This window comes from Klebsiella sp. I138 (assembly GCF_051131765.1).
In the GTDB taxonomy this organism is placed as follows: Bacteria; Pseudomonadota; Gammaproteobacteria; order Enterobacterales; family Enterobacteriaceae; genus Klebsiella.
The window spans coordinates 963,876-989,360 of the sequence record NZ_CP180447.1 but is presented as its reverse complement, the minus strand read 5'-3'; the positions used below and the strand labels follow the sequence as shown (position 1 = coordinate 989,360).

The following is a 25,485-nucleotide window of genomic DNA, read 5'->3' as shown; positions in this document are numbered from 1 at the left end:
CGTGCCCCGGACAGCGCCGTCGCGGCCTGTCCGGGCGATCAATCAGGCGTCGCGCATAATCCACGAATACTGAAACGTTTTCTCCGCCGGGAAGTGGGTCCGCCGCCGGAACGATCCCAGCGCGTGCGGTGTACAGTAGGTACAGCTGCCCAGCCATTCGATGTTGTTTTCCGCCACTCCCGCGCGGTGTAACAGCAGTTGACCGAACGCCCGTAGATCGAACCACATATTATCATCCCCCGTCGCCCGGGCTTTTAGCGTATCGGCTGCCGGCTCAAAACGTTGCAGCAACAGCCGGTCGCGATGCTGTGTTGCCAGCTCGCCGGTCGGCATTGCCAGCAGCGCCTGATAAAACGCCGCCGAGACTTCGTAGCAACAGGCCTGAATATGCGGCCCGATCGCCACTATCACCTCGTCCGGCGACACGCCATGCCGGGTAAAATGTTCCAGACTATTGCCGATAATCCCGCTGGCCGCGCCGCGCCAGCCCGCATGTACGCTACAGACAAAGCGCCCGTCACGGGAGGCCATCAGCATTGGCAGACAGTCGGCGGTCACCACGCCCACTTTTTGCCCGCGCAGTGCGGTAAACACCGCATCGGCATGCGGTCGTTCTGCCTGCGGCGTCTGATAATGATGAACCACATTGCCGTGGACCAGCTTCACCGGCGCCATTTCACTGTAGGGGAAGGCGGCCGTTTCATGTACGTCGAGAAAGGCATAGCGGATGCCGGGAATATCGCTAAGTAAACGGGATGGAAAGGACATAGTGGCAGCGAGAATCAATTGATGATGATTTACCGTATGCCAAAGTCCGCCGTTGCGCAAGGTCAGGCAACGGCGAGTCTGCGAGTGTGGTCCCCAGAGGCCGTCAGGCCACAGCCTGCCGCCGTTGGCGGTTCATCAGCCAGAATACCGCTACGCCAGCCAACAGAATTCCGGGCGCCGAGGCGGCCATCACGCCGACGGTGCCGGCGCCCAGCGCCAGCATTTTCCCCGCCAGCAGCGGGCCGCTCATCGCCCCAAGCCGCCCGACGGCCACCGCAGTGCCGACGCCGGTCGCGCGAATTTCCGTACGATAGAACAGCGGTGCCAGGGCGTACAGCACGCTTTGTCCGCCGGTAGCAAACAGTCCGGCAACAAAACCAGAGAACAGCATCGCCGGGAATGTGGATGCGCTTCCCAGCGCCAGCAGCGATGCCAGCATGCCGGTATAGATAAGCAACGACATCAGCAGCGGGCTGAGCTTATCCAGCAGCGCCCCCAGCAACAGCGTGCCGCAGGCGGCCCCCAGCTGTAAAACAAACATCACCCCTGCCGCCTGGCTGGCGTGAAAACCCTGGCCAATCAGCAGCATGGGCAGCCAGTTGATCAGCATATAGACCACCAACAAGGTGAAGAAATAGCACAGCCAGAGCAACAGCGTGGCGACGGCGTTTTCAGGTGCCAGCAGCGTGCGCAGGGGCGTGCCCGGCGTTCCGACACAAAAAACGGCGGATTCCGGCAGCCAGCGCAACAACATCGGTACCAGCAGCAGGGGCACAATACCGCCGACCCAAAACACCGTCTGCCAGGCGGACGTTTCGCCAAAGAACCCCAGCGCCGCCGCGAGCGCGGCACCCACCGGCACGCCGCAGTACATCAGGCTGACGGCGATACCGCGACAGCGCGGTCCGGCGGCTTCGGACGTTAATGCAATAAGATTCGGCAACGCCGCGCCCAGGCCTACGCCGGTCATCAGGCGCGCCAGCAGCAGAGTCGGGAAACTCCACGCCAGCGCGGTTGCAAGGGAAAACAGGCCGAAAAGCACCACCGATGCTATCAGCACCCGCTTGCGGCCGTGGCGGTCCGCCAGCATTCCCCCCACCAGCGCGCCGGGCAACAGTCCAAGAATGCCCGCGCTGAAGATCCAGCCCATTTGCATATTATCGAGTGCGAAGGCGCGTGCCATTCCGGCGGCGGCAATCCCCGCGGCCTGTAGATCCAGCCCTTCCATCAGGGCAACCATAAAACAGAGCCCGATGGTTACCATCAGGCGTGAAGCCGATCCAGAGGTTGTCGTGGTCATAGGGTACCTGTGCGATAGCGAAGGCAAAGCAGGTGATGGGCGGCCGATACGTTGCCAGCTGCCCGTTTTTCTATTTCGCGCGGCTGAGCAGGTCCAACGCCACATCGACAATCATATCTTCCTGCCCCCCCACCATCCGCCGTTTGCCCAGCTCGACGAGGATATCGACCGCGCTAAGACCGTACCGCGCTGCCGCCACTTCGCTATGACGCAGGAAGCTGGAGTAAACGCCGGCGTAGCCCAGCGCCAGCGTTTCACGATCGACCCGGACCGGGCGATCCTGCAGCGGGCGCACCAGTTCGTCCGCCGCATTCATCAGAGCATACAGATCCGTGCCATGGTTCCAGCCCAGCTTGTCCGCTGCCGCAATAAAGACCTCCAGCGGCGCATTCCCTGCCCCGGCACCCATTCCGGCGAGACTGGCATCGATCCGGTCGCAGCCTTCTTCGACCGCAGCCAGCGAATTGGCGACCCCGAGACTCAGGTTATGGTGCGCGTGGATGCCGGTGGCGGTTTCCGGCTTCAGAACCGACTTCAGCGCCCGGAAGCGTTCGCGAATATCCCCCATGTTCATCGCGCCGCCCGAATCAACCACGTATATGCAGGTGGCACCGAAGGACTCCATTTTCTGCGCCTGCAGCGCCAGTTGTTCCGCGGTCGTCATGTGGCTCATCATTAAAAAACCCACGGTATCCATTCCCAGCTCGCGGGCAAAAGCGATGTGCTGAGCGGCAACGTCCGCTTCCGTGCAATGGGTTGCCACCCGGACAACCCGCGCCCCCGCCTGATAGGCCTGTTTTAAATCGTGCAGCGTCCCGATTCCGGGCAGCAGCAGCGTGGCTATCTTCGCCCGCGTAACGGACTCCGCTGCCGCTTCAATCCATTCGATATCGCTATGGGCGCCAAACCCGTAGTTAAAACTCGAACCTTGCAGACCGTCACCGTGGGCCACCTCTATCGCATCGACGCCGGCGGCATCCAGCGCTCGCGCGATCTGACGCACGTTATCCAGTGAATATTGATGCCGGATGGCGTGCATTCCGTCGCGCAGGGTCACATCCGAGATATAGAGTTTCTTACCGTTCATACGATGTCTCCCGCAGAGTCGTTCATTGACTGCGCCATTTTCTCCGCCGTCGCCAGCGCCGCTGAGGTCATAATATCGAGGTTTCCGGCATACGACGGCAGGTAGTGGGCGGCCCCTTCGACCTCCAGATAAACTGCCGTTTTCAGCCCGGAAAAGCGGCCAATACCCGGCAGATTGACCGGTTTATCCTCGGTAATCACCTCAAACTGCACCCGTTGTTTCAGGCGATATCCTGGAACATACGCCTGCACCGCGGCCGCCATCTCCGCGATCGAGGCTTCGATCTCCGTCTGCGAGGCGGCTTCGCTCAACACATACACCGTGTCACGCATCATCAACGGGGGTTCCGCCGGGTTAAGCACGATAATCGCCTTCCCTTTGGCCGCGCCGCCCACTTGCTCGATAGCCCGCGAGGTGGTTTCGGTGAACTCATCAATGTTTGCCCGGGTGCCCGGTCCCGCTGATTGACTGGCAATCGAGGCCACAATTTCGGCGTAGTGCACGTTGGCGACCCGAGAAACGGCGGCCACCATTGGGATAGTAGCCTGCCCGCCGCAGGTCACCATATTGACGTTGTACTGGTCGAGGTTTGCGGCCAGGTTAACGACCGGTACGCAGTAAGGGCCGATCGCCGCCGGCGTCAAATCGATACAGCGGATACCGGGCCTGGCCTCACGCAGCGCGGCATCATTTTTCACGTGCGCGGCGGCGCTGGTGGCATCAAAAACAAAATCGATATCAGCAAATTCCGCCATCTGCATCAACCCGCCCACCCCGTGATGAGTCGTCGCGACGCCCAGACGACGCGCGCGGGCCAGGCCGTCAGATTGTGGGTCGATACCCACCATGACCGCCATTTCCAGGTTTTGCCCGTGGCGCAGGATTTTGATCATCAGGTCGGTACCAATATTTCCGGAGCCGACAATGGCGACTTTACGTTTACTCATGGCAACGGCCCTTTTTCTACAGTGACAAAACTGGCGGCAACAGAACCGATGCCGTCGATCCGCGCGTCGAAACGATCGCCCTCGTTGATAGCGACCATTGGCCCCAGCGCGCCGGTCAGCACAATATCGCCCGCACGCAGCGGTTCTCCGAGGCTGGCCATTTTGCGCGCCAGCCAGACCGCCGCATTGAGCGGATGGCCCAGGCATTCGCTGCCCCGCCCGCTGGATACTGCTTCCTGATTACGCGTCATACTCATGGTGCAGTTTTTCAGATCCAACCCCGCAGGATACTGCGCCGGGCCGCCGAGCACATACAGACCACAGGAGGCGTTATCGGCCACGGTGTCGACAAAGCCTATCGACCAGTCACGAATGCGACTGCCGACCACTTCCAGCGCCGGAAGCACCCACTCAATTGCGGCATACAGCTCGTCGAAGGTGGTATCGGCGTGCGGCAAATCCTGTTTCAGCACCAGCGCAATTTCTGCTTCTATTTTGGGCTGTAGCACGCGGGAATACGGTATTTCGGCATTATCGCCATAGCACATGTCGGCGAACAACGTGCCAAAGTCCGGCTGGCTGACGCCCAGCTGCTGCTGTACTTTGGGGTGCGTCAGCCCGACTTTTCGTCCGACAATCCGCCGCCCGCAGGCGACGTGGTACTGGACGTTAATACGCTGAATGGCATAGGCCGCCTCCGCGTTATCGGCACCGAGGATAGCGCGCAGCGGTTCGATGGCTCGCCCCTGAGTTTCGGCGTCCCGCAGCCGCTGTGCCAGCTGTTCGAGAGATAGCGTTGTCATCATGGCTCCTTATTTCCGCGCCAGAAAATCTAGCACCAGTTGGTTGAAACTGTCGGCATGTTCCCACTGCGCCCAGTGGCCGCAGTCGCGATAGATATGCAGTTCAGAGCCGGTGATTCCGGCGAGCAGACGCAGACCGGCGTCCATCGGCACAAAGCGGTCATTGCGTCCCCAGACGATCAGCGTCTGGGCATGAATTTCCCCGAGGCGCGGACCAAAATCCGGGAACTGCCGTGGATTGGCTTCCAGGCTTTTGACAAAGCTGTCGAGGTGGTCGCGTCGCGACAGCATATTGTTCAGTCGTGCCTCGAACAGTGACTCGGTCAGATCGCTTGTGTCGAAGACAAAGATATTCATCATCTTCTTCAGGTTATCGATGGTCGGCTCGCGGTACAGCGCATTCAGCAGCTTAATCCCTTCGCCTGGCATCGGTGTAAACAGGCTCATACCGCCGGTCCCTCCCCCCATCAACACCAGCTTGCCCACCCGCTCCGGCCAGCTCAGGGTAAACGCGACCGCGCTGTGTCCCCCCATCGAATTCCCCAGCAGGTGGACGTTGCTGATATCCAGCCGATCGATCACGTTCTTGAGGATCCGCGCGTTGAGATCGGAACGTGAACCGGTATTCACGAAGGTGTCACTTTTCCCCCACCCCGGGCAGTCCAGCAGCAGGACGCGATATCCCGCCGCCACCAGCGGATCGATATTGCGGCTGAAGTTGGCCCAGCCGGTAGCGCCCGGTCCGGAACCGTGCAGCAAAACCACGGTTTCATCTCCGTGACCACAATCATTAACGTGAATGCGCAGCGTTTCGCCGGCTTCTTCAACATCCAGAAAACGGCTGGTTTCAGCCTCGGTCTGCGGTTGATAGCTCATGTTTATCTCCTGATTAGTCAGTTCTGTGTGGCGGCGCTCAGCGAGCCGAATCCGGCAATCCATTCCGGTATTGGCCGGTAGTAGCGCCCTTCGCAACGCCAGTTGCCAAAAGCGGATAGCGCGGCAAAGGCCGCCACCCAGGTTTTAATTTCGTGTGTGGATTTCCCCGCCATCGCCGACAGCTCGTCATTGTCGACGGCATCCAGCTCCGCCAGCCGCCCCTGCTCCAGCAGACTCATAAAGCGGTTGTCCCAGATGGGGTTCAGTGGATACAGCGTGTTCGGGTCATCCACAAACTGCTGCGCGGCGCGGATCACCCGCTGCTGTCGTCGTTCACGCTCCTCCGGCGGCAGGTGCTTGCCACTTCCCAGCAGGCGGTCGCGCATATGGGCATCGGCCCTGGCCAGCTCCGGCACCGGCGGCTGATGCGACAGCCCACCGGAACCGAGGATCAGCACGCGTTTGTTGAGGGTGGTGAGAAAGCGACCGATGGCTTCCCCGAGCATACGAGTGCGCTGGAACCCCGGCAGCGGCGTGGCAACGCCGTTGATGAAGACAGGCAATACCGGCACCTTATCCAGCCCGCCGAGCAAGAACTCCAGCGGTTGGGCAAAACCGTGGTCGACCTGCATACACCAGGAAACCGCGAGGTCGATCCCGTTTTTCATGACCGCCTGCGCACAGGCTTCCGCCAGGGCTTTCGGTACCGGTAGTTCCCCGCTCGCACTGGAGAAATCGCCAATTGAGGTGGCGCCGATACCTAAGCAAAACGGCGGCATGACGTCATAGAAAAAGCCGTTATAGTGATCAGGGGCAAACAGCACCACCAGCTCCGGAGCAAACGCGGCGATCCGCGCCCGGGCTTCGGCGATGACCCCGTTGACTTCATCCAGCACCGACGGTTCTGGGTCAACATAACCCACCAGCGGGGTATGGGAGAGACAGTGAAGATAGGCATTCATATCAGGCCACCTTTTCAATTATCGAGGAGCCGACCGGGGTCAGATGCAGGGTGTTCGCCAGGCGGTCGAGCTTAGCGCCCAGGCTTTGCGGGATAGCCACCGTTGCCACAAAACGATCCGGACGCACGACGGCGATGGCGGTTTGATGGTCGGCAAACCAGCTTTTTAGTCGGTTTTGCGTATCGCCAACGCGAATGACCCCGGGGAAATTGTCCTGCTGGCGGTGGATCTGTACCTCTGGCACAACCTGAATAAATCGCACGCCGACGGCATTCCACTGGGCTACCTGCCCGGGGTTCAGCCCCCATTGCGGGTTACAGCCCCAGGCGATGATGGCGAAATTGGCCCCAATAACCTCATCCAGCAACATGACCGCCCCGCTCTCCAGGGTGACTTTGGGTTGGATAAACATTTTTCCCACCGGGGAGGTTTGGCTTTCCCCCTCCATTAACAGGGCACCCGCCCGGTACTGCGGCATCGGCTTGAAACGCATTTCGAGGAAGTAGCGTTTCACCGGTGGGAGATAGTTCAGTAGCCAGGAGATCCCGTCGCGTACCGTGCCATGCCAGCGTTTCGCCGGTGCCAGCACGTTACCGGCGGTGACCGAGAGATCGATCATCGCTTTGGCATGGTCGCGACGTTCCTGCTGATAGCTATCGAGTAAGGTGTCGCCCGCCTTACCGTTTACCACCAGCGCCAGTTTCCAGGCGAGGTTAAAGGCATCGCGCATGCCGCTGTTGTACCCCTGCCCCTGCCAGACCGGCATAATGTGGGCGGCATCACCCGCCAGCAGGATACGATCCGCGCGAAAGCGTTCGGCGATGCGGGCGTTATGGGTATAGACGCGCTGACGGATCAGTTCGACGTTTTCCGGGTCAGGCAGCACTTTACTCAACAAACGGCGCATGTTGTCCGGTTCACTGAGCTGGCTTTCGGTCTCTCCCGGCATAACCATAAATTCGAAGCGGCGGACCCCGTGCGGCAGCGCGGCGGAGACATACGGGCGCACCGGGTCGCAGCACAGATAGACATGCGGCGTCGCCAGCGGGTCATTGGCGATATCAATGACTATCCACTGATTTGGCGCGGTTTTTCCTTCAAAAGGGATGCCCAGGCTGCGGCGAATAAAGCTTCCACCGCCGTCGCACGCCACCAGCCAGGCGGCCTGTACCGTTTCGCGCTCGCCACCCGGTCCCTTCAGATTCAGGGTCACCGCGTCAGCAGACTGGCTCATGGCTTCGACTTCGCGAGAAAACAGGCACCGCACGTGGGGGAAGCGCTGCAACCCTTCGTGCATGACGGCGTCGACCTGCGGCTGAATAAACGCATTGCGCCGCGGCCAGCCGAACTCATCGGTCATCGGCTGGATATCGGCAAAGCAGCGTCCCTTAGGCGTCAGAAAACGCATCGCATGCCATGGCGTGGTATGTGGAAGCACGTTGTCCACCAGCCCGATACCCTGCATCGCGCGCAGCGATTCATCGTCAATGCCAATGGCGCGCGGGTAATCAATCAGCGTATCGAGTTTTTCGACAACCAGCACGCTCACGCCCATCTGGCCGAGGTAGTTGGCCATCATCAGACCGACCGGACCGGCACCAGCGATAACCACCTGGGCGGTGTGCTGTATCGCGGGTTGGATATCCGGATTTAATGTTGTCATTTCAGAACCTCACGACTCAAACAAAATGCGCTCGGGCCGCAAACTGGCGCCGGACAATTTGTTAATTAAATGTGAATATATTTTTATAGTGAGGTCAGTATAGAGTCGGCGAGATCGGCTACAATCAAAACATCACCGGATGTGCACCAGGTGCACATCGTTGTTTGAATGGATATTTATTGAGGTAACATGAGCGAAAACAGGCAGGCAGATTACAAAACAGTCCGCGGATTAACCCGTGGATTATTGTTACTTAATTTGTTAAATAAATTCGACGGCGGCGCCACGATCGGCACGCTGGCAGAGTTTAGCGGCCTGCATCGCACCACCGTCAGACGCCTGCTGGAAACGCTGCAGGAGGAGGGTTATGTTCGTCGCAGTCTCTCGGATGACAGTTTTCGTTTAACCCTCAAGATCCGTCAGCTGAGTGAAGGATTTCGTGACGAACATTGGATTTCTGCCCTCGCTACCCCGCTGCTGGGGGAGCTGTTGCGCGAAGTCTTGTGGCCGACGGATATCTCCACGCTGGATGTTGACGCCATGGTAGTACGTGAAACCACACACCGCTTCAGCCGCCTGTCGTTTCACCGCGCGATGGTCGGCCGCCGGCTCCCGCTTCTGCTGACCGCGTCAGGTCTCACCTGGCTGGCCTTCGCCCCGGACCATGAGCGCCAGGCAGTGCTCGAGATCCTGGCAGCACGCCCGCAAGCAGAATATCAGCTGGCGCGGGAGCCGGAAAAGCTGGCGGCGATCCTTGAGCGCACGCGACGCCAGGGCTACGGCGAAAATTTTCGCGGCTGGCAGCAGGAGGAAAAAATCGCCTCCATCGCCGTGCCGGTTCGCAGCCAGCAGCGGGTCATTGGCTGCCTGAACCTGGTGTATATGGCGAAAGCGATGACTATCGAGCAAGCGACGCAAAAATATCTGGCGCCGCTGCAAAAGGTCGCCGCGCAGATTGAGTCGCGAATGGCGGAAGAAGCGGTTTTTTACGAATAAACTTGTCCTGAATGGGTAAACGGGCCGGTATAAATTGCTTCCGCTAACGCTATATATTTTAATACACAGCGATTCTTCTCACGCAACCGAGTCCTCTCATGTCAAAACTACCCCGTTTGTTACCGGGACTGGTGCTGGTCAGCGCCTGCCTGTTTGCCGGTCATGCCTTTGCCGATCGTACCGTCACCGACCAGCTCGGCCGCAACGTAACGCTCCCTGACCACGTTACCCGCGCCGTCGTTCTCCAGCATCAGACGCTAAATCTGCTGGTGCAGCTCAATGCCTCCGACGAGATTGTCGGCGTGATGAGCAGTTGGAAAAAACAGCTCGGCCCTGCTTTCGCCCGTTTTATGCCGGGGATCGAACAGCTGCCAACGCCGGGAGATTTAACCCAGGTCAATATCGAAAGCCTGCTGGCGCTGCATCCACAGGTGGTGTTCGTCGCCAACTATGCCCCGCAGGCGATGATTCAGCAGATTCAGAATGCCGGGATCCCGGTGGTAGCCATCTCGCTCCGCCAGGATGCCGCCGGTGAGAAAAACAAGATGAACCCGTCGATGGCCGATGAAGAACAGGCCTATAACGAAGGGTTGAAGGAAGGTATTCGCCTGATCGGCGAAGTGGTCGATCGCAAAAGCCAGGCGGAAGAGCTGATTCACGCGACGTTTGAGGCGCGTAAAGCGGCTAACGCGCCGGTTGCCGACATCCCCGAAGACCAGCGGGTACGCGTCTATATGGCAAACCCGGACCTCAATACCTACGGCTCCGGTAAATACACCGGTCTGATGATGAAACATGCCGGCGCGCTGAACGTCGCGGCCGCGTCGGTCAAGGGCGCGCGCCAGGTTTCACTGGAGCAGGTTTTACAGTGGGATCCGCAGGTTATTTTTGTCCAGGACCGTTATCCGCAGGTCGTTAAACAGATTGAATCCGATCCGCAGTGGCAAGGTATTGATGCAGTTAAAAATCACCGCGTCTGGCTGATGCCGGAATATGCCAAAGCCTGGGGCTACCCGATGCCGGAAGCGCTGGCGCTTGGTGAACTGTGGATGGCGAAAAAGCTCTATCCCGCCCGCTATAAAGGCGTGGACGTGGATGCCAAAGCGCAGGATTACTACCAGCGATTTTATCGCGTGAAGTGGACAGCGGATGCTCAGTAATCGTCATCCGGCGCTGTTGCAAGGCGGGCTGGCGCTGGCAACCCTGCTGATTGCGCTCGCCTCGCTCTGTGCGGGCCAGTATCACCTGAGCCTGAGCGAGGTGTTCAGCCAGTTGGGTCACCTGTCGCCCGGCGACGGCGTAGCCGGACAGATAGTCTGGTCGGTTCGCCTGCCGCGCGTGGTGATGGCGCTGCTGGCCGGCGGCGCGCTGGGTCTTTGCGGAGCCACGCTGCAAGGGGTGTTCCAGAATCCGCTGGTCGATCCTCATATCATCGGCGTAACCTCCGGCTCCGCCTTTGGCGGCACGCTGGCCATCCTGCTGGGGCTCGACACGCTACTGATGATGACCTCCACCTTCGGATTTGGCCTGCTGGCCCTGATGCTGGTGTATCTGATTGCGGCGCTGCAGGGGCGGGAAAATACGCTGGTGCTGATTTTGTCGGGGATCATTCTCAGCGGCTTTTTCGCCGCCCTCGTCAGCCTGATGCAGTATCTGGCCGACACCGAAGAGACGCTACCAAATATTGTCTTCTGGCTGCTGGGCAGCTTCGCCACCGCCAACTGGCACAAAGTGGCGATCATGGCGCTGCCGATTCTGATTACCGCCGCTATCCTGTTCGCGCTGCGCTGGCGTATTAACCTGCTGGCGCTGGAGGAGAAAGACGCGCGCGGCCTCGGCGTTTCGGTCACCGCACTGCGCCGCGGCGTACTGCTATGCTGCGCGGTTCTGGTCGCAGCGCAGGTGGCGGTCAGCGGCAGCATCGCCTGGGTGGGGCTGGTTATCCCCCACCTCGCACGGCTGCTGGTCGGTGCCGATCATCGCCGTTTGCTGCCGACGGCCTTCTGGCTCGGCGGCGGGTTTATGATAGTGGTAGACGATCTGGCCCGGTCGCTGACCCAGGCGGAAATCCCTGTCGGTATTATTACCGCATTGCTCGGCGCCCCGCTGTTTACCTGGCTGCTGATTCACTCACGTCGTCGGGGAGTCGTCTGATGAACATCTCACTTAGCCTGGAGGAACTGCTCTACGGCCACCGCCAGCCGCTGTTTACACCGCTCAGCCTGCACTGCCTGCCCGGCGAAATCTGGGCGGTGCTCGGCGCCAACGGCCGAGGAAAAAGCACATTGCTCGACACCCTGACCGGCGTGCTGCCGCCGCTTGGCGGGCGCTTTCACCAGCAGGGTGGCGTGGCGATTGTGCCGCAATCGTTTCGCCCGGCCTTTAACTGGCAGGTGCGGGACGTGGTGCTGATGGGCCGCGCCCGGCATGTCGATCTGTTTGCCCAGCCGGCCACCGAGGATGAACGTCGGGTCGACGAGGCTCTGCGCCAGCTGGGTATCGCCGATCTCGGAGGCTGTGCATTTCGTTCACTCTCCGGCGGCCAGCAGCAGCTGGTGCTGATTGCCCGCGCGCTGGTCGGTGCCAGTCAGAACATTCTCCTCGATGAACCCTGCTCGGCGCTGGACCTTTCCAACCAGCAGGTGGTGTTGCAGCTGATCAGCGACCTGGCCCACCGCCAGTCGCGTACGGTGTTGTTCACCACCCACGACCCTACCCACGCTCTGCAGGTGGCCAGCCATACGCTGCTGCTGTTGCCGGCCGGTGAATGGCTGGCAGGACGTTCCGCGGAGGTGCTCACCGAGCCTCACCTGCAACGCGCCTACGGCCTGCCGGTCCGCAAAATTCATCACCCCGGTTCGGACGTGCCGCTGCTGGCGCCGCAGTTTACGATTCTGCGCTAGCCGGTAAAAAGCCGGCGGTCTGCAAAAACTGCTGGCCTTCAGGGCCGAGGATAAAGCGGCACAGTCGCTGTGCCCCGGCGCTTTCGTCGAGGGTCGTCAGTTGATAATCCGCCTCGATATTCCACGGCGACGGGATGGCTACCGTTCGCAGATCCTCATTCATGACCATTTGGCGGGCGTAGTGAGCATAGCCAATGAACAGATCGGTTAACCCTGCGCGTATCAGCCACGCCCCCGCCGTTTCTCCCGGCGGAACGCTGAGCGACTGCCTTCCTCCGACCCACTGCTGAGCGCGGGCCATCATGGCGCTGCCGGCGCCGGGAAAGCTGGCTTCAATCCGGGAAAACAGCTGCCAGGTATAGTCTCCGGAGGGGTCGCAGCCCGGCGTCGACGTCGCCAGACGCAGCTGAGGGTTAGTCAGGAGCGTAAGCCAGTCGGCCTCATCGCCAGAGGCGGCCCGACGGGCGGTCAGCATCAGCTGATTCCGCGCAAACGAATGACATTCCCCCGCCCGGCCGGCCAGGCAGAGCGCCTGAGGATGCTGGCGGTTGGCTGATGCGAAAACGGAACACGGCGCACCGGCTTCAATGCGCTCGCGCAGCAGACCCGCGGGACCAAAATGAGCCTCGACCAGAATACCGGTTTGCTGATGGAAACGTGCCAGCAGCGGGATAAATGCCCCTTTCAGGCTTCCCGCAGCCAGAAGAACGATTGCAGTGGTCATCGTGATGATTCGCTATATACCCGGAAACAAGGAAATATAGTAACCGGGTCGCGAACGATTCAGTAGCGAATTTCCGCCAGCTCGCGCAGCTGTTCCGGGGTCGCCACCGGCAGGTTGAAGAAACGCAGATAGGCCGGGATCATTTCAAACAGCATATCGGTGCCACGCTGAACCGGACAACCGCGAGCCTGAGCGGCTTGCAACAGCGGCGTGAAGGCCTGGGTCATCACCACTTCGCCCACCCAGGTTCCGGGCGCCAGCCGCTGAGGATCCAGCGGGAGCGGGTCGCCCGGCTTCATCCCCAGCGGCGTGGCATTGACCACCAGATCGTGACCTTGCGGATCGCGCTGCATCAGGCTGATATCCAGCACCGGATAGTGTTGCAGCAGACGCGCGGCCAATGCATGTGCGGCCTCTGCGCGGCTGTCGTGCAGCGTGAGGGCGCGAACACCCGCCGCCGCCAGCGAGGCGGCAATGGCTGACCCAACGCCGCCGCAGCCAACCACCAGCGCGCGTGCCCCCTCCGGCTGAAACCCTTTACGCCGGATGCCAAGTACGAAACCGTCGCCGTCAAACATATCGCCACTCAGGCTGCCGTCGGCTTCGCGGCGGATGGCGTTGCAGGCACCGGCAATGGTCGCCGTGGGGCTGAGGCGCTGCACCAGTCCGCAGGTCGCAATCTTGTGCGGCATCGTCACCAGCGCGCCGATAATATTGGTCAGCGTAAACAGCGCCGGAACCAGCGCCGCCAACTCCTCTGGCCTCACGCCCGTGGGGACGACTTTGACATCCACCTGCTGTTTGTCGAACCACGGGTTGTAGATCATCGGCGCCTTAAAGCTGCCGGTTGGATAGCCCAGATGCGCGATCAGCCGCGTATTACCACTAATTATCATCCCCTGCTCCTTTACTGCGATAGCTCGATGCGTTTGACATCGCCAAGAATAAACAGATACGCCACGACGCCGAGTAGCGCCGCGCCGCCGATATAGATAAGCGCATAGAAGAAATCGCCGAAGGCCGCCACGATAAAGCCAATCACCAGCGGCGTGAGGATCCCTGCAAGGTTCGCGCAGAAGTTAAACAGTCCGCCGGTTAATCCCCCCAGTCCTGTCGGCGCAATATCAGAAATCAGCGTCCAGCCCAGTCCCACCATCCCCTGACCAAAGAAGGCGAACGACATCACCAGGATCACCGCCAGATCGCTGGTCAACCAGTTGGCGGAAATAATACTGCTGGCCATCAGCAGACCGGCGACGATAGGCAGCTTACGCGCAAGGTTAGCCGACCCGGTGGCCTTGATCAGTTTGTCGGAGATCCAGCCGCCGAACATCACGCCACCGGCGGCGGCCAGGAACGGCAGAATGGCGAAGAACCCCACCTTCAACCACGGCATATGCCGTGCGGTGGCCAGATAGGTTGGAAACCAGGTGAGGAAGAACACCAGTACCGTATTCCCGGCAAACTGCCCGATGCTGGCACCAAGAATCTGTCGTTTTCCCAGCAGCTGCCGCACCAGCGGCCAGCTGAAAGCCGTCTGCCGGTCGCTCGCCGTCACCAGGCCGCCACCGCTGACAATATGCTCCCGCTCCTGCTGGCTGAGGCGTGTGTCTTCGTGCGGCTCGCGGTAGCAGCGCCACCACACCAGCGCAAACAACACGCCCGCGATGCCGACGCTGATAAACAGCGCCCGCCAGCCGAAGCTGCCCATAATCCAGAACAGCAGCGGGGAAAAGCAGGCCAGCCCAAGGTACTCCCCGACGGTATAGACCGCCGTTGCCTTTGCCCTTTCCTGCTGCGGGAACCACGCGCTGACTACCCGGCTGTTCACCGGAAAACAGGGTGCCTCGCTGACTCCCAGCCCAAAGCGGCACAGCAGCAGCGTTTTCAGCCCTATCGCCATACCGTGAAACAAAGTGAACAGCGACCACAGCGTGAGCGACAGGAAATAGGTCACCTTGTTACCAAAGCGGTCGAGAAACAGGCCTCCGGGAATTTGCGCCAGCGCATAGGTCCAGGCAAAGGCGGAAAACACGATCCCCATCACCGCCGCGTCAATCCCCAGTTCAGACGTTAAGCTGGGGGCTGCAATGCCCAATACCGTCCGGTCGAGGTAGTTAATCATCGTGCCGATGGCCAGCAGCGAGAGGATCCCAATCCGCCGCCGGGAGCGCGGCACAACGGCCGCGGCCTCTGCCGCCGCCGTGTGATTCTGGCTGTACGCGTTCATAGTCGTTTCCTGTCATAGGGTGCAGATGAATATTGTTATTGTGTTGACATCGTTGTGTTTAATGAACCATTTGATACATCATTAGCGGTATTGCATCGCCGACAGACGAACCGCGGCATTCGCCGCGCCGTACAGGGCATAACCATTGCGTCTCTCGGTCAATTCGAAGAAAAAGCGCCCTGCCGCGAACGGCCGGGTATACAGGTGAAGGAATTCGCCGCCGCCGGGGTCGCGGTCATAGAGAAGGTGCAGGCGCTGGAGCATTGCTACGCTCACCTCATCACCAAAGCGCGCCAGCAGATCCTCATAGTAGTTGGCCGGAATCGGCAGCGCGTGCAGGGAGACCTGCGGCAGGTCGTCAAGCGTCCGGGGTAGATTGCGGCTGGCGAAAGCCGCGTGCTGCAAACCCGCCCCCTGATAGCAGGCAACCGAGCGGGCAATCTGCGTGGCGCGGCTCTGGGAAATATTCAACGCCAGGCGAATATTGCCCTGCGGGCTGTGAACCGCCAGGCTGCGTACCAGCCCGTACGGGTCCGGTAGCGTCTGTTCATGTTCGAGGGTAAAACCGAAGACGGTGCGGAAAAAAATAATCCAGTTATCGCGGCTATCCGCCTCCATACCTAGCGCCAGATGATCGATGCCGCTGTAGTCATCGCGCAGCGTCGGTGTGTCACGCAGATGGAAATCGCGGGCGTAGATATCGTCGCCGGCCTCAATAAGGTAGATCAGGCTGCCATCGGGGGCGCAAATCGCCGGAATAGGGCTTTCATTCGGCCCGGCATCCCCCTGCCAGGTGGCATAGCCATAGGCGCGAGCGCGGTCAACAATCGCTGCACTGCACGTCACGCGCAGCGCCATGGCGCACAGAGAAACACCGTGGCGCTGGTGGAAATGATCGGCCCAGCTATGCGGCTGGTAGTTAACAATTGCTCGCGCACCGCCGTTGCGCCACAGCGCAACCTGTTTCGAACGGTGGCGGCCTTCCTGACTAAAACCCAGCTGCGACAGGCGCTGGCCAAGGACCTGCGCTTCCGATGCGCTGGCGGCAAATTCGATAAACTCCAGTCCGAGAAACGCTGGCAGTGCCGCTGCCTCAAAAAGCGTCGCGTCGCTGTCAGCCAACCGCTGGCGAGTCTGCTCTTCCAGCCACTGCAACGAACGGTAACCATCTTTAGCCGTTGCGCCATTCGGCGAGGCGCGGAAGCTGTCATTGAAAATTTCCAACGACCACGGGCCGCGATAACCGCTGCGGGTCAGCTCGCAGGCAAAGTCCACCAGCGGCAGCTGCCCCTGGCCGGGAAAACAGCGGAAATGGCGGCTCCATTCGAGGACGTCCATCTTCATCAGCGGGGCATCAGCCAGTTGCAGGAAGGTGATTTTATCTACCGGAACTTCGTGTAAACGGTGCAGGTTGTCGCCGCGCGCCAGAATATGAAAGCTATCCAGAACAATCCCCAGCGCCGGACTGTTTACGCTTTTCACCCGCTCCCAGGCCTGATACCAGCGGTTGACGTGCGTTCCCCAGGCCAGTGCTTCGTATCCAATGACGATCTTTTCCTGCTCCGCCAGCGCGGCCAGCGCGGCGAGATCCGCCACCTGTAACGCAACGTCGGCAGAACAGTCCGGCTGCACGTTGCTGCAGAGTAGCAACGTGTCACAGCCCAGCTCATGCATCAGGGCAAATTTTCGCTTCGCCCGTTCCATATTCGCGACAAACTGAGTGCGACTGGCGCCTTCAAAATCGCGAAAGGGTTGAAAAAGCGTGATTTTTAGCCCTAAATCGGCCGCCAGATTGCGAATATCCGCCGGCGTGCCGGTATAATAAAGCAGATCGTTTTCAAAGATTTCGACGCCTTGATAACCCGCAGCCGCAATAGCATGGAGCTTTTCAGGCAGGGTGCCGGAAATCGAAACGGTGGCAATGGATCGCAGCATAGGTCCTCGTGTCTTCAGCAGACGTGAGCCCTGAATATGTATCATTTGGTTCATTCACGCCACACAAGGTTGCTAATTTGTGATCATTATGTGTATTTTCTGTCTCTCGATAAAAAGGAGTGGTTATGTCTGTCGTGGCTCATGATGAAGCACAGTCCCTGAAGGAGCGGATTTTTACCGCCGCAATCGTCGTCTTTGCCGAACACGGGCTGTCCGGAGCGCGCATGGAACAAATTGCCACCGAAGCGCAGACCACCAAACGCATGGTGGTTTACTACTTCAAAACGAAGGAGCAGCTGTACCAGGCGGTACTGCAACACGTCTATGCGCGCATTCGTGAAACCGAACAACAGCTCGGTCTGGAACATCTCCCACCGGTAGAAGCGCTGGTTCAGCTGGTACGCTGGAGCGTGCGTTATCACGCGACGCATGCGGATTTTATGCGAGTTATCTGTATGGAGAATATGCAGCGCGGGAAGTGGCTACAGTCATCGGGGCAGTTGAAACCGCTGAATCGAACCGCCCTGTCGATTCTGGAGGATATTCTTCAGCGCGGGCAGCAGCAGGGAATTTTTCAGGACGGGCTACAGGCGCGGGACGTGCACCGGCTAATCAGCAGCTTTAGCTTCTATCAGGTGTCAAACTTTTATACCTTCAACAGCCTGTATCTCGACGATCCGCTGCCGACCATCGACGATGAAGAGATGGTCGCCCACCACTGCGATATCGCGGTGAAAGCGGTGGTGCGTTTTGTGATTTCCTGAGCCAATCCTCGCAAGGTACCGGAAAGCCTAATCGTGCCCGGACAAGGCGTGAATCACTTTCGCCATCGCTTCTTTGGTCAGCTCAGAACGTGGGATTTTCGGGTTGGCCAGCGCGGTGCGTACCACCCCGGCAATCACGATATGTTTTGGCTCCTGGCCGAGATCGCGCATTTCAAGCACCACTTTGCCCACTACCCGGCACATTTCCTGATACAACTCGTCGTCTTTGGCTTTATTTCCCATTCTTTTCGACTCGCAAATTATCATTATCAATCAAATCATTATTGATATGTTTTTCTGATAAATCAAACCAGCGCTTTATTTTTGCGTCAGTAGGTTATTTCCAGGAGCAAACAAACGGTAAAACCGGGTGATAGCGGCGATCTTTCCTGGCGACTGGTGAAAATTTGTGTTGCGGATAAGATTTGGATTAGTTTGATTTTTGTTACATTTTTATGGCAAATAATGAAACATCGTTTTCATTTTCTTTTTTTGTTTCACCGTCGTATAATGCCCACCGATTCTTTCTTGAATGGTTTCAGCGCATTGGACTGCACAACTAAACGCATAAAATACTGCCTCTTTTCATGGGCTGAACCGCCAGCACACTTTCTTCTGCACGCTCTTTTGTTGTCACCTATTCTTAGAGCGTGGCATAGCAACTTTCGCAATACAGGTTTGACTCCACGGCCGTGCGCCTACGGAGCGAGATTTCCATATCCTTCACAACTTAAAGACTAAAACTTTCATGAAAAAGACCAAAATTGTTTGCACCATCGGTCCGAAAACCGAATCCGAAGAGATGCTGTCCAAAATGCTGGACGCGGGCATGAATGTCATGCGTCTGAACTTCTCTCACGGTGACTATGCTGAACACGGTCAACGCATCAAGAACCTGCGTAACGTGCTGAGCAAAACCGGTAAGACAGCCGCAATCCTGCTGGATACCAAAGGCCCGGAAATTCGTACCATCAAACTGGAAGGCGGCAATGACGTCTCCCTGAAAGCGGGTCAGACTTTCACCTTCACCACCGACAAATCTGTCGTGGGTAACAACGAAATCGTGGCCGTAACCTATGAAGGTTTCACCACCGACCTGTCCGTCGGCAACACCGTTCTGGTGGACGATGGTCTGATCGGGATGGAAGTGACCGCCATCGAAGGTAAGAACGTCATCTGTAAAGTGCTGAACAACGGCGACCTGGGCGAAAACAAAGGCGTTAACCTGCCGGGCGTTTCCATTGCCCTGCCGGCACTGGCAGAAAAAGATAAGCAGGATCTGATCTTCGGTTGCGAACAAGGCGTTGATTTCGTTGCTGCTTCCTTTATCCGTAAGCGTTCTGACGTGGTCGAAATCCGCGAGCACCTGAAAGCTCACGGCGGCGAAAACATCCAGATCATCTCCAAAATTGAAAACCAGGAAGGCCTGAACAACTTCGACGAGATTCTCGAAGCGTCTGACGGCATCATGGTTGCTCGTGGCGACATGGGCGTTGAAATCCCGGTCGAAGAAGTTATCTTCGCCCAGAAAATGATCATCGAAAAATGTATCCGCGCGCGTAAAGTGGTTATCACCGCGACGCAGATGCTGGATTCCATGATCAAGAACCCGCGTCCGACCCGCGCAGAAGCCGGCGACGTAGCGAACGCCATCCTCGACGGTACCGATGCCGTGATGCTGTCTGGCGAATCCGCCAAAGGGAAATACCCGCTGGAAGCCGTGACCATCATGGCCACCATCTGCGAACGTACCGATCGCGTGATGACCAGCCGTCTGGAATTCAATAACGACAACCGTAAACTGCGTATCACCGAAGCCGTGTGCCGTGGTGCCGTAGAAACCGCTGAAAAACTGGAAGCGCCGCTGATTGTTGTCGCGACCCAGGGCGGTAAATCTGCACGCGCCGTGCGTAAATACTTCCCGGATGCCACTATCCTGGCACTGACCACCAACGAAACCACCGCTCGTCAGCTGGTGCTGACTAAAGGCGTTGTTCCGCAACTGGTTGAGCAGCTCTCCTCTACCGATGATTTCTACATCCTCGGTAAAGAACTGGCGCTGCAGAGCGGCCTGGCGCGCAAAGGCGACGTGGTTGTTATGGTCTCTGGGGCATTGGTCCCGAGCGGAACCACCAATACCGCTTCCGTGCACGTGCTGTAATAATTTACAGGTTAATTCGTTTTTTTTTAAAGGCGCCTCTTCGGAGGCGCTTTTTTTTTATTCATTCACTAGCTACTCTTAATAAAAATGCAAATCGGAATTTACTATTTAATAAGAGATTATCTAAGATGAATCCGATGGAAGCGTGCTGTTTTCACAAAGATTTTTAAACTAATCCGCCAAATTCGATGTTTCTTTGAGCGAACGATCAAAAATAACCGTATTACCGTAAAAAAATATTCTCATCCCAAAAAAGTTTGTGTAATACTTGTAACGCTACATGGAGATTAACTCAATCTAGAGGGTATTAATAATGAATCGTACTAAACTGGTACTGGGCGCGGTAATCCTGGGTTCTACTCTGCTGGCTGGTTGCTCCAGCAATGCTAAAATCGATCAGCTGTCTTCTGACGTTCAGACTCTGAACGCTAAAGTTGACCAGCTGAGCAACGACGTGAACGCAATGCGTTCTGACGTCCAGGCTGCTAAAGATGACGCAGCACGCGCTAACCAGCGTCTGGACAACCAGGCTACTAAATACCGTAAGTAATAGTACCTGTGTAATAAAAATGGCGCACATTGTGCGCCATTTTTTTTGCCCTCTTCCACAGTCCCGCTACTGTACTCTTTTCGCCTCATCCAGCGGTGCGTTCTGCGCTGACATTGTCGGCATCGTCCCGCCTGCCGCCACATCATTACCCGTAGAGACCACGACCGGATAACCCGCACGTCGTGATAGCGCCTTTTTGAGCTGCGCATCATCGACGGCCTTATCCCCGGCAAACTGATGGAAGGCCGCAGGAAGCGTGTACGCAATCGTTCGGGTGTCGCCTGTCTCATCCTGGGTCAGAGGCCGATGAACCTCGACGTAGCGCTTACCGTCCGGCTCAATCGCAAATTTCACCGGCTGGTTGATAACGCGAACCGGCGTCCCCGTTTTAACCTGGTTAAACAGCGCCTGGATGTCGGCCGCGTTCATGCGCATACAGCCCGAACTGACCCGTAGGCCAACGCTATCCGGCGCACTGGTACCGTGGATCAGATACTCGCCGTTTCCGTACGCCAGACGCAGCGCATAGCGTCCTAACGGGTTATTCGGCCCAGCAGGTACCACCGGGGGCAGCTTGATGCCTTTCTCCAGGGAACGCGCGCGGATGCCCGCCGTTGGCGTCCAGGTCGGATTAGGGATCTTCTGCCCTACGCGCGTGGTCATCTCCGGCGTTTCCAGTCCTTGCTGACCAATTCCCAGCGGGTAAACCTGAACCTGGTTCTGCCCCGGCGGGAAGTAATACAGCCGCAGCTCTGCCAGATTCACGACGATACCTTCCCGGGGAACATCCGGCAGCAGCATCTGAGAGGGAATTAATACCTGAGTGCCGGGTTTCGGCTCTACCGGCGCCAGCGTGTCGTTAGCTTCGAGAATCAGCATCGCCGCCGTGTCGAAATGGCGGGCGATAGCCTGCAGATTGCGATCCCCTTCCTGAACCGTCCACCATTGATTCTGGCCAATGATCCGACTGTTAGCAGGGGGAAGAGGGTAATCTACCGCCCAGGCGCCGTGCTGCGCGCTGAGGGCTGTCAGAAGGGCTACGGTGATGAGAGATGCGCGTTTCATACTGAGATTCCTTCTTTCGCTGATAAAACGCCAGGATCTGTCGTCAGGCTGACACAACATCCGGCCTGACGTAACAGAATGAAATCTACCTGTTTTATTCTAGCTAAGATTTGCGGCTTTCGCGCGAATTGCGCGAATCATGGCTTCCAGCCCCTGCGACCGCGAAGGCGTAAGATGCTGCGTCAGCGCCATTTTTTCAAACCACGGGCGGACATCAAAGTCGGTGATGTCCTGCGCCGTCATCTGGTCGTAGAGGATAAATACCACGGCAATTAGCCCTTTGACGATCGCCGCATCGCTATCGCCGCGCAGCGATAACACGCCTGTGTCGAGCTGTTCGACCACAATCCACACCTGGCTCTGGCAACCCTGAATAATATTTTCCGCGCTATGCTCAGCGGCGCTCAGCGGCGCCAGGCGCTGGCCAAGTTCGATAATATAAAGGTACTTCTCTTCCCAGTTCGCGCAACGCGTAAAGTTGCGCAGGAGTTTTTCTTTATCCGGTAACGCCGCCATGATTGCTTCCTTTAGCCCAATAGCTTGTGAATTCGCTGTAGCCCTGCGACCAGCCGATCCACCTCTTCCGTCGTATTGTACATCGCCAGCGAAGCCCGACACATGGCCGGCACGTTATAGAACGCCATCAGCGGCATTGCGCAATGATGGCCGGTACGAATCGCAATGCCGTAATTGTCGAGGAAGCTGCCCACATCGTAGGCGTGATGTGCCCCAAGATTAAAGGCAATCACCCCCAGGCGTGCGTCCGGACCATAGAGCGTCAGATCGGGAACCGCCCTCAGCGCCTGCAAGGCATAGCGCATTAGCGTCTGCTCATACTCGGCGATGTGCGCAAGGCCCAGCGCGCTGACGTACTCAAACGCCGCACCAAGGCCAATAATCCCACCGGTATTGGGTGTCCCGGCTTCGAAGCGCCACGGCGCTTTCGCCCAGGTTGTTCCTTCCGTCAGGCTGACGGTGGCAATCATCGACCCGCCCCCTTCCCACGGCGGCATGTCCTGTAGCAGGGCCTCTTTCGCATAGAGGATCCCAATCCCGGTCGGGCCATACAGCTTATGCCCGGAGAAGACGTAAAAATCGCAGTCCAGCGCCTGCACATCTACCGCGTGGTGCATCACCGCCTGCGCTCCGTCCACCAGCACTTTAGCCCCATGCTGTCGGGCCAGCGGAATCAGGGCTGCCAGCGGGTTTTCCGTCCCCAATACGTTAGAAACCTGGGTAATGGCCAGCAGGCGGGTGCGTTCATCAAACAGACCCGGAATAGCATCCAGCTGCAGCGTGCCGTCAGGCGTGAGCGGAATAACCCGCAGCTCAGCCCCAACGCGATGACATAGCATTTGCCAGGGCACGATATTGGCATGATGCTCCATGGCGCTGATGATGATGTTATCGCCGGCGCCGACGTTCGCATTCCCCCAGCTGTTGGCCACCAGGTTGATCCCTTCGGTGGTCCCGCGTACGAATACCAGCTCCTCGGCTGAGCGCGCATTCAGGAACGTCGCCGCCTGCTGGCGCACCTGTTCCATCCGCGCCGTCGCCTCTGCGCTCAGAGTGTGAATACCGCGATGGACGGCGGCATAGCCGTGGCGATAAAACTCCGCCTCGGCGCGAATCACCGCCTCGGGTTTTTGCGCGCTGGCCGCGCTGTCGAGATAGACCAGCGGCTGACCGTTGACCTCCCGGCTAAGCAGCGGAAAATCCGCGCGTATCCGTTCAACTGAAAATGTCATGCGGGCTCTCCCGGTAAACGTTGGCCAATTCGTGCCAGAATCTGTGCCCTGAGCGCGTCATCACTGATAGCTTCCGTCAGCTCGGCGGCGAACGCGTAGAGGATCATATGCTGCGCCGCCTGCTGGGTAATGCCGCGCGAGCGAAGATAGAACAGCTGTTCGTTATCAATACGCCCGATGGTGGCTCCGTGGCTGCATTTGACGTCGTCAGCATAAATTTCCAGCTGTGGTTTGGTATCCACTTCCGCCAGACGCCCCAGCAGCAAATTATTGTTGGTCATCTGGCCGTCGGTCTTAATCGCGTGCTTCGCGACATTTATCAGGCCATTAAAGACCGCTCGTCCTTTATCGCCGACGATGGTCTTATGCAGCTGACGGCTGTTACAGTAGCCCACCCGATGATCGAGCCAGGTCCGGCTGTCGCAAACCTCATTTTTGACCGGCATCGCCAGGGAGTTGATCCGCAGGTTGCTGTTTTCCCCCAGCAGATGCGTGCTGGTGTGGTGCCGCAGCACCGCGCCACCGAGCAGGAAACTGCTGCTAAAGGCCGAAGCATCGCGACCGAGCGAGAGATCGTTATGGGCAAAATGCTGACTCTGGGCATTCTCAAACGCCAGCTTGATGTGCTGCAAATGGGCGTTATCCGCCACCGACATCGTCAGTCGCGCGCCGGTAAAGTGGCGCTGTTCATCCAGGCTCAGATAGTGCTCGATAATGGTGGCCTCTGCGCCGCTCTCAAGCTCAAGATGATGGCGATAATGCGCGGTGTTCATGTCGTCGCCCGTACCGCCACGCGTCACATGCATCAGCAGCAGCGGCTTCGCCGGTCGCTGATGACGCTTCACGCGGATCCGCGTTACCGTCTGCGCGAGGCTTTCGGTGAGGTGCAGGAACACTTCCGGCAGCACCGGGTCAGGCAATCCCTGACGCTGCGCCTCCACGCTAACGTCGTAGCCGCTGTCTGCCAGATTATCGCTTAACGTCTCGCTGAACCGCCCGTCGATAAAGACCAGCCGCCAGGCATCCACCGATAGCGCCCGCGCGTCCCGCTCTGCGGCCGTCAGCGTGCCGGGTTGAAGCGCAACAAAGGTCCCTTTAGTCAGCGCATCCAGCGGCGTATATTTCCACTCTTCATGCTTACGCGTCGGCAGACCAAGACGCAATACCTGCTGGAGATGCTGGCGTGCCTCGGGTGTGCGCCGTTCGCCCTGCGCCTCAAACAGATGATGCCACTGTTGCAACGCGTTACTGTTGTTCGGTAAGCCAGCCATAGCCCTGCTCCTCCAGTTGTTTGACCAGGGTAAAGTCGCCGGATTTGACGATTCGCCCCTGATAGAGCACGTGGACGTAATCAGGCTTGATATAGTCGAGAATACGCTGATAGTGGGTGACAATAATAAAAGCGCGCTTACCGTCGCGCAGGGCATTAACGCCATCAGACACGATCTTCAGGGCGTCAATATCCAGCCCGGAGTCCGATTCATCCAGAATACACAGGTCCGGTTCCAGCACCGCCATTTGCAGGATATCATTGCGCTTCTTTTCACCGCCGGAGAAGCCGACGTTGACCGACCGGGTCAGCAAATCTTCCGGCATCTTCAGCAGCTTAATTTTTTCTTCCATCAGATCCTGGAAATCGAAACGGTCTAACTCTTCCTGGCCGCGATAGCTGCGCACCGAATTGAGCGCCGTTTGCAGAAAAAACTGGTTGCTGACGCCAGGAATTTCTACCGGATACTGGAAAGCCATAAAGATCCCTTCGCCCGCGCGGTCTTCCGGCGCCAGGCTGAGCAAATCTTTTCCTTTAAACTCCACGCTACCGCCGACGACTTCATAGTCCTCACGTCCGGCAAGGGTCGCGGACAGGGTGCTTTTCCCGGAGCCGTTTGGCCCCATGATGGCGTGTACTTCCCCAGGCCGGATGTCCAGATCCAGGCCACGCAGGATCTCTTTGTCTTCAACGGCAACCTGCAAGTTTTTGATACTTAACATCTCATTTCCCT

Annotated in this window: 26 protein-coding genes; 8 read left to right on the top strand and 18 right to left on the bottom strand. The window is 58.3% G+C overall.

All coding sequences use genetic code 11. From position 1 onward, the window contains the following. Positions 1-42: 42 nt before the first annotated feature. The 8 genes from ACMYSK_RS04550 to ACMYSK_RS04515 form a co-directional block, all read right to left on the bottom strand. Positions 43-768, bottom strand: coding sequence for a polyphenol oxidase family protein (locus ACMYSK_RS04550; RefSeq protein ID WP_434640564.1), 726 nt, complete (start codon positions 766-768; stop codon positions 43-45). Between the two features lie 103 nt (positions 769-871). After that, on the bottom strand, positions 872-2,068 hold the full coding sequence (mhpT, locus tag ACMYSK_RS04545) for a 3-(3-hydroxy-phenyl)propionate transporter MhpT (RefSeq protein ID WP_434640562.1): 1,197 nt from the start codon (positions 2,066-2,068) through the stop codon (positions 872-874). Positions 2,069-2,138: 70 nt separating this feature from the next. Further along, positions 2,139-3,155, bottom strand: a complete 1,017-nt coding sequence (mhpE, locus tag ACMYSK_RS04540) for a 4-hydroxy-2-oxovalerate aldolase (RefSeq protein ID WP_434640560.1) — start codon at positions 3,153-3,155, stop codon at positions 2,139-2,141. Continuing rightward, a complete protein-coding gene (gene mhpF / locus ACMYSK_RS04535; RefSeq protein WP_434640559.1) occupies positions 3,152-4,102 on the bottom strand; it encodes an acetaldehyde dehydrogenase in 951 nt (316 codons plus the stop codon). Before mhpF ends, mhpE begins: the two co-directional genes overlap by 4 nt. Further along, complete coding sequence (mhpD, locus tag ACMYSK_RS04530; protein WP_434643848.1) at positions 4,099-4,905, bottom strand: 2-keto-4-pentenoate hydratase; 807 nt, start codon at positions 4,903-4,905, stop codon at positions 4,099-4,101. The genes mhpF and mhpD overlap by 4 nt, the downstream gene beginning before the upstream one ends. A 9-nt stretch (positions 4,906-4,914) precedes the next feature. Next, positions 4,915-5,781, bottom strand: coding sequence for a 2-hydroxy-6-oxonona-2,4-dienedioate hydrolase (gene mhpC / locus ACMYSK_RS04525; protein WP_434640557.1), 867 nt, complete (start codon positions 5,779-5,781; stop codon positions 4,915-4,917). A gap of 17 nt (positions 5,782-5,798) precedes the next feature. Next, positions 5,799-6,743, bottom strand: a complete 945-nt coding sequence (mhpB, locus tag ACMYSK_RS04520) for a 2,3-dihydroxyphenylpropionate/2,3-dihydroxicinnamic acid 1,2-dioxygenase (protein WP_434640555.1) — start codon at positions 6,741-6,743, stop codon at positions 5,799-5,801. A gap of 1 nt (position 6,744) precedes the next feature. Further along, positions 6,745-8,406, bottom strand: a complete 1,662-nt coding sequence (locus ACMYSK_RS04515) for a bifunctional 3-(3-hydroxy-phenyl)propionate/3-hydroxycinnamic acid hydroxylase (RefSeq protein WP_434640553.1) — start codon at positions 8,404-8,406, stop codon at positions 6,745-6,747. 189 nt (positions 8,407-8,595) lie between these two features. Between ACMYSK_RS04515 and ACMYSK_RS04510 the strand changes: the two genes are divergently transcribed. The 4 genes from ACMYSK_RS04510 (at position 8,596) to ACMYSK_RS04495 (ending at position 12,305) form a co-directional block, all read left to right on the top strand. Beyond that, positions 8,596-9,402, top strand: coding sequence for a DNA-binding transcriptional regulator (locus ACMYSK_RS04510; RefSeq protein WP_434640552.1), 807 nt, complete (start codon positions 8,596-8,598; stop codon positions 9,400-9,402). Positions 9,403-9,500: 98 nt separating this feature from the next. Next, positions 9,501-10,562 (top strand): ABC transporter substrate-binding protein, encoded by a 1,062-nt coding sequence (locus ACMYSK_RS04505; protein ID WP_434640550.1) that lies wholly within the window; start codon positions 9,501-9,503, stop codon positions 10,560-10,562. After that, complete coding sequence (locus ACMYSK_RS04500) at positions 10,552-11,556, top strand: FecCD family ABC transporter permease (protein ID WP_434640549.1); 1,005 nt, start codon at positions 10,552-10,554, stop codon at positions 11,554-11,556. Before ACMYSK_RS04505 ends, ACMYSK_RS04500 begins: the two co-directional genes overlap by 11 nt. Beyond that, positions 11,556-12,305, top strand: a complete 750-nt coding sequence (locus tag ACMYSK_RS04495) for an ABC transporter ATP-binding protein (RefSeq protein WP_434640548.1) — start codon at positions 11,556-11,558, stop codon at positions 12,303-12,305. The genes ACMYSK_RS04500 and ACMYSK_RS04495 overlap by 1 nt, the downstream gene beginning before the upstream one ends. Here ACMYSK_RS04495 and ACMYSK_RS04490 read toward each other — a convergent pair. The 4 genes from ACMYSK_RS04490 to ACMYSK_RS04475 all read right to left on the bottom strand — a co-directional run bounded on the left by ACMYSK_RS04490 (position 12,289) and on the right by ACMYSK_RS04475 (position 17,194). Then, complete coding sequence (locus ACMYSK_RS04490; protein ID WP_434640546.1) at positions 12,289-13,029, bottom strand: substrate-binding domain-containing protein; 741 nt, start codon at positions 13,027-13,029, stop codon at positions 12,289-12,291. The two genes, ACMYSK_RS04495 and ACMYSK_RS04490, sit on opposite strands and share 17 nt — an antisense overlap. A gap of 59 nt (positions 13,030-13,088) precedes the next feature. Beyond that, positions 13,089-13,925: a shikimate dehydrogenase family protein gene (locus ACMYSK_RS04485; protein WP_434640545.1), complete on the bottom strand. Its 837-nt coding sequence runs from the start codon at positions 13,923-13,925 to the stop codon at positions 13,089-13,091. Between the two features lie 11 nt (positions 13,926-13,936). Next, on the bottom strand, positions 13,937-15,259 hold the full coding sequence (locus ACMYSK_RS04480; RefSeq protein ID WP_434640544.1) for an MFS transporter: 1,323 nt from the start codon (positions 15,257-15,259) through the stop codon (positions 13,937-13,939). Between the two features lie 81 nt (positions 15,260-15,340). Further along, a complete protein-coding gene (locus ACMYSK_RS04475; protein ID WP_434640542.1) occupies positions 15,341-17,194 on the bottom strand; it encodes a bifunctional sugar phosphate isomerase/epimerase/4-hydroxyphenylpyruvate dioxygenase family protein in 1,854 nt (617 codons plus the stop codon). Between the two features lie 125 nt (positions 17,195-17,319). Between ACMYSK_RS04475 and ACMYSK_RS04470 the strand changes: the two genes are divergently transcribed. Then, the gene (locus ACMYSK_RS04470; protein ID WP_434640540.1) at positions 17,320-17,958 is read left to right on the top strand and encodes a TetR family transcriptional regulator; all 639 of its coding nucleotides are present in this window, start codon (positions 17,320-17,322) and stop codon (positions 17,956-17,958) included. Between the two features lie 27 nt (positions 17,959-17,985). Here the strand turns inward: ACMYSK_RS04470 and fumD are convergent, their stop codons facing one another. Further along, positions 17,986-18,201, bottom strand: coding sequence for a fumarate hydratase FumD (gene fumD / locus ACMYSK_RS04465; protein ID WP_434640538.1), 216 nt, complete (start codon positions 18,199-18,201; stop codon positions 17,986-17,988). A 222-nt stretch (positions 18,202-18,423) separates the two neighbouring features. On the opposite strand from fumD, the gene ynhH reads away from it, so the two are divergent. The 3 genes from ynhH (at position 18,424) to lpp (ending at position 20,669) form a co-directional block, all read left to right on the top strand. After that, positions 18,424-18,699 (top strand): protein YnhH, encoded by a 276-nt coding sequence (ynhH, locus tag ACMYSK_RS04460; RefSeq protein WP_434640536.1) that lies wholly within the window; start codon positions 18,424-18,426, stop codon positions 18,697-18,699. 7 nt (positions 18,700-18,706) lie between these two features. Then, positions 18,707-20,119, top strand: a complete 1,413-nt coding sequence (pykF, locus tag ACMYSK_RS04455) for a pyruvate kinase PykF (protein ID WP_434640534.1) — start codon at positions 18,707-18,709, stop codon at positions 20,117-20,119. 313 nt (positions 20,120-20,432) lie between these two features. Further along, positions 20,433-20,669 carry a murein lipoprotein Lpp gene (gene lpp, locus ACMYSK_RS04450; RefSeq protein WP_001082307.1) on the top strand — a complete coding sequence of 79 codons (237 nt, stop codon included), beginning with the start codon at positions 20,433-20,435 and terminating at the stop codon, positions 20,667-20,669. Between the two features lie 66 nt (positions 20,670-20,735). Here the strand turns inward: lpp and ldtE are convergent, their stop codons facing one another. The 5 genes from ldtE to sufC all read right to left on the bottom strand — a co-directional run bounded on the left by ldtE (position 20,736) and on the right by sufC (position 25,474). Next, positions 20,736-21,734 (bottom strand): L,D-transpeptidase LdtE, encoded by a 999-nt coding sequence (gene ldtE / locus ACMYSK_RS04445; protein ID WP_434640532.1) that lies wholly within the window; start codon positions 21,732-21,734, stop codon positions 20,736-20,738. Between the two features lie 99 nt (positions 21,735-21,833). Next, positions 21,834-22,250: a cysteine desulfuration protein SufE gene (gene sufE / locus ACMYSK_RS04440; protein WP_434640530.1), complete on the bottom strand. Its 417-nt coding sequence runs from the start codon at positions 22,248-22,250 to the stop codon at positions 21,834-21,836. Between the two features lie 11 nt (positions 22,251-22,261). Further along, positions 22,262-23,482, bottom strand: coding sequence for a cysteine desulfurase SufS (sufS, locus tag ACMYSK_RS04435; RefSeq protein WP_434640528.1), 1,221 nt, complete (start codon positions 23,480-23,482; stop codon positions 22,262-22,264). Beyond that, entirely contained in the window at positions 23,479-24,753 is a 1,275-nt protein-coding gene (gene sufD, locus ACMYSK_RS04430) for a Fe-S cluster assembly protein SufD (protein ID WP_434640527.1), read from the bottom strand. The genes sufS and sufD overlap by 4 nt, the downstream gene beginning before the upstream one ends. Then, positions 24,728-25,474, bottom strand: coding sequence for a Fe-S cluster assembly ATPase SufC (gene sufC, locus ACMYSK_RS04425; protein ID WP_434640525.1), 747 nt, complete (start codon positions 25,472-25,474; stop codon positions 24,728-24,730). The genes sufD and sufC overlap by 26 nt, the downstream gene beginning before the upstream one ends. Between the last annotated feature and the right edge of the window lie 11 nt (positions 25,475-25,485).